Source organism: Crossiella cryophila, from assembly GCF_014204915.1.
Classification (GTDB): Bacteria; Actinomycetota; Actinomycetes; order Mycobacteriales; family Pseudonocardiaceae; genus Crossiella; species Crossiella cryophila.
Genome location: NZ_JACHMH010000001.1, coordinates 3,480,895 through 3,489,699 on the forward strand (window position 1 = coordinate 3,480,895; position 8,805 = coordinate 3,489,699).

An 8,805-nucleotide genomic window follows, 5' to 3' on the forward strand; every position below is an offset into this window, starting at 1 on the left:
CTACCTGGACAAGCGGCCTACGCGGTGGGCCGGAAGAACCCGAGGAAGGGCATGCCGACGTTGCTGGTGCGCAGCGCGGTCAGCCGCACCGGGTCACCGGCCTCGATCATCCGGCCCTTGTCCACGTACATCGCCACGTGCCCCTGCCACACGATCAGGTCACCCGGCCGCAGGTCCTCCCGCGCAACAGGCGAACCAACCGCCTGGTCGGTGGAGTGCCGGGGCAGCGTCACACCCGCCTGCCGGTACGCCCAGCTGGTCAGCCCGGAGCAGTCGAAGCTCTCACCAGGCTTCACCGCGCCCCACTCGTACGGCAGCCCGAGCTGGCTCAGCGCCGCGCGCACCGCGGCCGCCGCCCGCTCACTCGGCGCGGCCTTGCCGCTGAAGACCGCCGGGGTCAGTGGGCCGCCGTTGGCCACCAGCAGTTCCCGCCAGACGACCTTGTCCACCCGGCCGGTCACCGGCAGTGACCGCTTGGCCTGGAACTCACGCACCGCGGCCGTGGTGCTCGGGCCGTAGGACGGGTTCTTCGCGGTCAGCTTCGCGCCGGTGGCCTTGATCAGCAGCGTCTTGAGCTGACCAACCGACTCGGCGTCCCGGCTACCCGCCTTCAGCGCGGGCAGCGCCGCGGCCACCCGCTCCATCCGCTGCCGCAGCTGCGCCTCGGCCAGCCGCCCGGCGAGCTGGGGCAGGCTCGCGCACAGCTCGTCCCGGCGACGCAGGTGCTCGCGCTGCAACCGGTCCGCGGAGGCGGCCACCACCCCGGCCCAGCCCTGCGGCATCGCCTCGGTCGGCAGTGCGGGCAGCGGGTCGGCGCAGAGCTTCTCCACCCCGCCGATCGCCAGCCGCGCGGTCTTGAGGTCACCCGCGCGCAGCGTGGTGTCGAACCGGGTCAGTTCGGCCTCGACCGCGGCCAGCCTGCGCTGCGTCTCGGCGACCCTGGCCAGCGCCTCGGCGGCCAGGGCGTCCGGCTGGTCGGTCGGGGTGAGCACGGGGGCCAGCACGGGCGGCGCGACCGGTGGCGCCACCGGCGGCACGGCTTCCGGGCCTTGGTCGGCCGGTGCGGCCAGCGCCGCGGTCGGCGCCGACACGAGCGTGGCCACTCCGATGGTCATGAGGGCGAAACGCGCCCCGACTCGGCCAGACGGCATTCGGTGGTCTCCCCGCGGTGCTCGTCGATACTGCGGTCGCTGTGCGTGGCCAGGGTTAGCACAGCCCGGGGTCGAGTGCTGGCCGGACCCTGCTCGCGGCGGGCCGGATTCATCCGTTCGCGCCAGTCCGAGTCCACTGTGGACGACGCCAGGTCCTTGCGCGGGAAACTTGGTTACCCAGTGAATTCATTCATCAGTCCGGGGTGGACGGTCCCCACTTCACGGTAACCAGACAAGGCGAAAGCGTTCCCCATTCGGGGTTCTCCGGGCGAGGACTGGTTTAGCAGCGCCGATGATCGTCCCGGCGCGCCGTCCGTGGCGTGGTGAGCGTACGGGAGGATCTCGGTGTCCAGTGGTGAAGGCCGGCGGCACAGACGCTGGCGGAGCAGGGTGGCCGCGGGGATCACTCCGGCACTGTTGGTCGGCGGCCTGACCGTCGCGGGCGGCGGCATCGCCCCACCGGAGGCGCAGGCACAACCGCCGGTCTGCCCGACCGGCACCACCGCGGTGCCGATCACCTGGGGCGCCAACGGCGCGGTCAAGTGGCCGCGCAACTCATCCAGCACCGCGGCGACCAACATCGCAGGCTCCGGCCTGGACCTCAACATCAGCCTCAGCGACCCCACCAACCGCAACGGCGACGACTCGAACCCGTTGCAGGACATCGGTGAGGCCAACTCCGGCGGCAGCCTGTTCGGCTGGGATCCGCGCACCTACACCGAAACCGACGGCGCCTTCGGCCCCGGTTTCCTCACCATCGAGATGAACAGCCTCAACGTCGGCGACACCATGACGTTCCGGTTCAAGTTCTCCCACCCGGTGCTGCTGCCGGACTTCTCCGTCGGCGACATCGACTACGCCGGACTTGGCGCCTCCCCGGCCGAGGAACCCTGGAACTCCTTCCAGGACCAGATCCGGTTCACCGCCAACCGCCAGGGCCTGCCGGTCGGCGTCACGCTGACCCCGGCAGGCGGCGCCCGCCCGGTGATCACCGGCGGCACCGCGGTCGGCGGCCCCTACCAGCTCAACACCAACGGCGACGTCACCCCGGACGCGGCCGCGGGCACCCTGCGCGGCAAGACCAACGAGCCGGTCACCGAGTTCGTGCTGGCCTACTCCAACGGCCCCGACGACGAGGCGGCCGAGGCCGGACCCAGCTACCCGCCGCCGATCCCGCCGCTGACCGCACCGGCCAACTCGGTCTCGGACAGCCACGCGGTGCGGCTCAACTTCTTCACCACCTGCATGGGCATCGGCAGCATCGGCGACACCCTCTACACCGATGTCGACGGCGACGGTGTGCAGGACCCCGGTGAACCCGGCATCGCCGGCGTCAAGGTGCAACTCCTTGACCCGCAAGGCAATGTGGTGCAGACCGCGACCACCGACGCCAACGGCAAGTACCTGTTCGACCAGCTGCCCGCGTTCAACTGGACCGTGCGGGTGGACCCGACCACCCTGCCCGCCGGGTACACCCAGACCGGGGATCCGGACGCCACCAAGGACAACAAGACCACGGTGAACCTGCAGGCCGGGCAGAACGTGCTCACCGCGGATTTCGGCTACCGGCCGCCGCTGGGCACCGTCTCCGGCACGGTGTTCAGCGACCGCAACGACAACGGGGTGCTCAACGCCCCCGATGACGCCGGAATCGCCGGTACCACAGTCACTTTGACCGGTCAGGACCTGGCAGGGAACCCGGTGAGCCTGACCACGACCACTGGCGCGGACGGGAAGTACTCCTTCCCGAACGTGCCCGCCGGCAGCTACCAGGTCAAGGAAACCCAGCCGCCGGGCTACACCGACGGCAAGGACACACCGGGCACGAACGCCTCCCCGAGCGGCAACGACACCTTCCTGGTCACGTTGCCACCAGGCGGATCCAGCCCCGGCAACAACTTCGCCGAACTGCCCACCGGCAGCCTGGCCGGCCAGGTCTACGTCGACCTCAACAACAACGGCGTCCGCGACGGCGCGGAAGCCCCGATCCCCGGCGCGACCGTCAAGCTCACCGGCACCGACGACGCGGGCAACCCGGTCAGCCTGACCGCGACCACCGACGCCAACGGCGCCTACTCCTTCAACCGGTTGCGCCCCGGCACCTACGCGGTCACCGAGACCCAGCCGACCGGGTACCTGGACGGCAAGGACAAGGCCGGTTCGGCCGGTGGCACGGTCGGCAGCGACACGGTCACCGCGATCAACCTCGCGCTCGGCCAGGCGGCCACCGGCTACGACTTCGGCGAACTGCCCCCGGCCGGGATCTCCGGCAAGGTGGTCGAGGACGACGGCACCCCGATCCCCGGCGTGACGATCACGTTGACCGGCACCGATTCCGACGGCAACCCGGTCAGCAAGACCACAACGTCCACTTCGGACGGTTCCTGGTCCTTCCCCGGCCTGCCGCCGGGCACCTACACGGTGACCGAGACCCAGCCGCCGGGATTCGGCGACGGCCCGGACACCGCGGGACCGGGCGGTGGCACACCCACCGAACCCGACAAGATCGTCGGCATCACCCTGGACCCGGGTGAGAACGCACCCGGCAACATCTTCACCGAGAAGCGTTCCTCCCTTGCCGGGCAGGTGTACGCCGATGCCAACAACAACGGCGTGCGCGATGCCGGTGAGGCGCCGATCGCGGGCGCCACGGTCACGTTGACCGGCACGGACGCGAACGGCAAGCCGGTCTCGAAGACGGCGACCACGGACGCGGACGGCAAGTACCTGTTCGACCGGTTGCTCTCCGGCACCTACGCGGTGACCGAGACCCAGCCCGCGGATTACCTGGACGGCAAGGACAAGGCGGGTTCGGCGGGCGGCACGGTCGGCAACGACACCGTCACCGCGATCAACCTGCCCGGTGGGACCGCGGCGACCGGGTACGACTTCGGTGAGCTGGTTCCGGCCGGGATCTCCGGCAAGGTGATCGAGGACGACAACACGCCGATCCCCGGCGTGACGATCACGTTGACGGATCAGGACGGCAAGACCACCACCACGACCACGAAGCCGGATGGCACCTGGTCGTTCCCGAACCTGCCGCCGGGCACCTACACGGTGACGGAGACCCAGCCGCCTGGGTTCGGTGACGGCCCGGACACCCCGGGATCCGCTGGTGGCACGGCACAACCGCCGGACACGATCAGCGGGATCACGTTGACGCCGGGACAGAGCGGCACCGACTACGTGTTCAAGGAAACCCGGTCCACGCTGGGTGGGCACGTCTATGTGGACACCAACAACAACGGCGTCATGGACAGTGGCGAGGCCGGAATCGGTGGCGCGACAGTCACTTTGACCGGCACGGACGCGAACGGGCAGCCGGTCACCAAGACGGCGACCACCGACGCCTCCGGCTACTACGAGTTCACGAAGCTGTTGTCCGGCAACTACACCGTGACCGAGACCCAGCCGGCCGGGTACCTGGACGGCAAGGACAAGGCCGGTAACGCCGGTGGCACGGTCAGCAACGACAAGGTGGCCGACATCAAGCTGCCCGCGGGCAGCGCGGGCATGGGCTACGACTTCGGCGAGCTTGCCCCGGCCGGGATCTCCGGCAAGGTGATCGAGGACGACGGCACGCCGATCCCGGGCGTGACGATCACGTTGACCGATCAGGATGGCAAGACGACCACCACCGTTACCAAGCCGGATGGCACGTGGTCGTTCCCGAATCTGCCGCCGGGCACCTACACGGTGACCGAGACCCAGCCGCCTGGGTTCGGCGATGGCCCGGACAAGCCGGGTTCGGCCGGTGGTACGCCGCAGCAGCCGGACACGATCAGCGGGATCACGTTGACGTCCGGGCAGAGTGGCACCGACTACTTGTTCACCGAGAAGCGGTCTTCGCTGGCCGGGCAGGTGTACGCCGATGCCAACAACAACGGTGTGCGGGATGCCGGTGAGGGGCCGATCGCGGGTGTCACGGTCACGTTGACGGGCACGGATGCGAATGGGCAGCCGGTCTCGAAGACGGCGACCACGGACGCGGACGGCAAGTACACCTTCGACCGGCTGCTTTCCGGAACCTATGCGGTGAAGGAGACTCAGCCTGCGGATTACCTGGACGGCAAGGACAAGGCGGGTTCGGCGGGTGGCACGGTCGGCAACGACACGGTCACCGCGATCAGCCTGTCCGGTGGGACGGCGGCGACCGGTTACGACTTCGGTGAGCTGCCCCCGGCCGGGATCTCCGGCAAGGTGGTCGAGGACGATGGCACGCCGATCCCGAACGTGACGATCACGTTGACGGACAAGGACGGCAAGACCACCACCACGACCACGAAGCCGGACGGCACCTGGTCCTTCCCGAACCTGCCGCCCGGCACCTACACCGTCACCGAGACCCAGCCGCCTGGGTTCGGCGACGGCCCGGACACCCCGGGTTCGGCGGGTGGCACGCCGCAGCAGCCGGACACGTTCACCGGGATCACGTTGACGCCCGGACAGAGCGGCAGCGGGTACGTGTTCACCGAGAAGCGGTCCTCGATCGCGGGCACGGTGTACGTGGACACCAACAACAACGGCGTCCAGGACCCGTCCGAACCCGGCATCCCCGGCACGAAGGTGACGCTCACCGGACCGGACGGGGCGATCAAGACCGCCACCACCGACGCCAAGGGCGACTACCTGTTCGAGCGGTTGCTCGGCGGTGACTACACCATCACCGAGACCCAGCCCGCGGACTACACCGACGGCAAGGACGCCCTCGGTTCGGCTGGTGGCACGCTGGTGCCGCCGGACTCGATCAAGCTGACGCTGCCCAACGGCAATGCCGCCACGGGGTATGACTTCGGTGAGGTCGGGGCCGCGATCACCGGCACCGTGTGGGTGGACACCGACGGTGACGGGGTCATCGATCCCACTGAGTCGAAGCGGTTGCCCGGCACCGAGATCGTGTTGCTGGACAAGGACGGCAAGGAGGTCGGCCGGACCAAGACCGACGCCTCCGGCAACTACGCCTTCCCCGGCCTGCCGCCCGGTGACTACACCGTGCGGGAGACCCAGCCCGGCGGCTACGGCACCACCACGCCGAACGAGGTGAAGGTGACCGTGCCCGCGGGTGGCACCGGCAAGGCCGACTTCGGTGAGCAGCTCGGCGCGATCGGCGACTTCGTCTGGTCGGACACCAACGAGAACGGCGTCCAGGACCCGGGTGAGCCGGGTGTCGCCGGGGTGACGGTGACCCTGTTGGACGACAAGGGAACCGAGGTCGGCAAGACCACCACCGGGGCCGACGGCAAGTACTGGTTCACCGATGTGCCTGCCGGTAGCTACCAGGTCGCGTTCCAGCTGCCTGCCGGCCAGGCGTTCACGTTGGTGGGCAAGGGAACCGACGGCACCGGGTCGGATGCCAACATCGCGACCGGCCGTACCCCGGCCATCGTGATCGCGGTGACCGACGGGAAGATCAGCCAGCGGTCCGATGTGGACGCCGGGCTGGTCAAGGCCAAGCCGGACCTCGCGGTGGACCTCACCGTGGACAAGCCGACGGCCAACCCCGGCGACAAGGTCACCTACACCGGCGTGGTCAGCAACACCGGCAACACCCCGGTGCAGGGCCAGGAATACCGGCAGACCGTGCCGCCGGGCCTGACCATCACCTCGGTGACCGGGGACGGCTGGACCTGCCAGGTCAACGGCCAGGAGGTCGTCTGCACCCGGCCGGACGTGCTGCTCCCTGGTGGCAAGACGCCGCCGGTGACGGTGGTGACCACGGCGAAGACCCCAGGGACCTCGCTGGTGAGCACCGCGACCACCAAACCCCTTGACGGGCAGGTGGAGACCAACCTGGTCAACAACACCGACACGGTCGACCTCACGGTGAACGCGGCCAAGCCGGGCAACGGCAAGCTCGCCGACACCGGTGACGAGACCGGCCCACTGGTCGCCTGGGGCCTGCTGCTCCTGTTGGGCGGCACCGGGTTGGTGGCCGGATCCTTCCGGAAACGGCGGCGGCGCAGCTGATCCGCTGACCGAGTGACGAACCGGGCCGGTGTCCACAGTGGACACCGGCCCGGTTCGTTTCAGTGCTTGATCGCGGTGAGCACGATCCCGTCCTCGGCCAGCCAGCTGCCGGAGAACCCGGTCAGCTGCTGCCCGGCCACGATCGGGCCGGGTACCAGCAGGGTCGCGGTGAAGGTGCCGTCGGGGGCGATGGTCAGGCGGGCCTCGTCGAAGCCGAGCATCTTGCGGGCGTGCGGGTACCACGCCTTGTAGACCGATTCCTTGGCGCTGAACAACAACCGGTCCCAGTTCACCGAGCGGTCCACGCCGAGCCGCCGCAGCATCACCCGTTCCTCGGGCAGGGACACCGCCTCCAGCACGCCCTCGGGCAGCGGCTCGTTCGGCTCGGCGTCGATGCCCAGGCTGTGCGCGTCGGTAGACCTGGCCACCGCGGCGGCCCGGTACCCGGCGCAGTGCGTGATGCTGCCGACGAACCCGGTCGGCCACTGCGGCGCCCCGCGCTCGTCCGGCAGGATCGGCGCCGGCGGCTCGCCGAGGGCGGCCAGGGCCTGGCGGGCGCACCAGCGGGCGGCGGTGAACTCCGCGCGCCGCTTGGGCACCGACTTGGCCAGCAACGCTTCCTCGGCCGGGAACAAGTCCACAGTGGACTGGTCGACCCTGGTCTGCACGGCGACGACCGGGGCCGGGAGCAGGCGGGTGATCACGGGTTCTCCTCCACGGGCAGGATCTGGCGGAGCGGGCCGCGCGGCAGGCCGCCGTACATCTTCCGCTCCCGGGGATAGCCGATGGAGACCTCCTCGAACCGCACCCCGTCGTAGGTGGTGGTGCGCGGGATGTGCAGGTGCCCGTACACCGCGGCGCTCACCCGGTAGCGGCGGTGCCAGTCCGCGGTGCCCTCGGTGCCGCACCACAGCGCGAACTCCGGGTAGCGCAGCACGAACGTGGGATCACGCACCAGCGGCCAGTGGTTGACCAGCACCAGCGGCAGGCTCGAATCGTGCGCGTCCAGCCTGCGCTGGGTGATGGTCAGCCGGGACCGGCACCAGGCGTCGCGGCTCGGATAAGGGTTGGGGTGCAACAGGAACTCGTCCGTGCACACCACGCCCGCGGCGTGCGCCTTGGCCAGTGCGGCCGCTTTGTCGTCGGCCGGGTCGGTGCGGAAGGTGTAGTCGTAGAGCACGAACAGCGGGGCGATCGCCACCGGGCCGCCCGCGCCGCGCCACACCGGGAACGGGTCCTCCGGGGTGTAGACGCCCAGCTCGCGGCACATCTCGACCAGCCGCCGGTAGCGCTGGTCCCCGCGCAGCTGCACCGGGTCCTCCTTCGGCGTCCACAGCTCGTGGTTGCCGGGCACCCAGATCACCGTGTCGAACCGCTGCGCCAGCAGGGTCAGCGCCCACTCGATGTCGGCGTACAGCTCGCCCACGTCCCCGGCCACGATCAGCCAGTCGCCGGGATGGCCGGGGTGCAGCTGCTCCTCGACGATCGTCCGGTTCTCCGGATAGGCGACGTGCAGGTCGCTGACGGCGAGCAGCCTCGGTTCGGGGGGAGCCACCTGCACACTATAAAGGCGAGCGGAACCAGAGAAATCCTATTTAGAAAAGTTCTCTGTGAGTTGTGTCTCCGGGCTTGGCAAGGCATTGTCGTCATGGTTGTCTTGCTGCGGTGAGTCAGCCGGAAACAT

The 8,805-nt window shown here is 69.7% G+C and carries 4 protein-coding genes; 1 reads left to right on the forward strand and 3 read right to left on the reverse strand.

Features of this window, described 5'->3' with window-relative positions:
- Nucleotides 1-17: 17 nt before the first annotated feature.
- On the reverse strand, nucleotides 18-1,115 hold the full coding sequence (locus HNR67_RS44430; protein WP_246492526.1) for an NlpC/P60 family protein: 1,098 nt from the start codon (nucleotides 1,113-1,115) through the stop codon (nucleotides 18-20).
- A 426-nt stretch (nucleotides 1,116-1,541) separates the two neighbouring features.
- Here HNR67_RS44430 and HNR67_RS16145 point away from each other — a divergent pair, with 426 nt between their 5' ends.
- Nucleotides 1,542-7,121: an SdrD B-like domain-containing protein gene (locus tag HNR67_RS16145; RefSeq protein ID WP_185002985.1), complete on the forward strand. Its 5,580-nt coding sequence runs from the start codon at nucleotides 1,542-1,544 to the stop codon at nucleotides 7,119-7,121.
- A 59-nt stretch (nucleotides 7,122-7,180) separates the two neighbouring features.
- On the opposite strand, the gene HNR67_RS16150 is transcribed toward HNR67_RS16145, so the two are convergent.
- A complete protein-coding gene (locus HNR67_RS16150) occupies nucleotides 7,181-7,825 on the reverse strand; it encodes a 4'-phosphopantetheinyl transferase family protein (protein ID WP_185002986.1) in 645 nt (214 codons plus the stop codon).
- Nucleotides 7,822-8,676, reverse strand: a complete 855-nt coding sequence (locus tag HNR67_RS16155; RefSeq protein ID WP_312987372.1) for a metallophosphoesterase family protein — start codon at nucleotides 8,674-8,676, stop codon at nucleotides 7,822-7,824. Before HNR67_RS16155 ends, HNR67_RS16150 begins: the two co-directional genes overlap by 4 nt.
- Nucleotides 8,677-8,805: the final 129 nt, after the last annotated feature.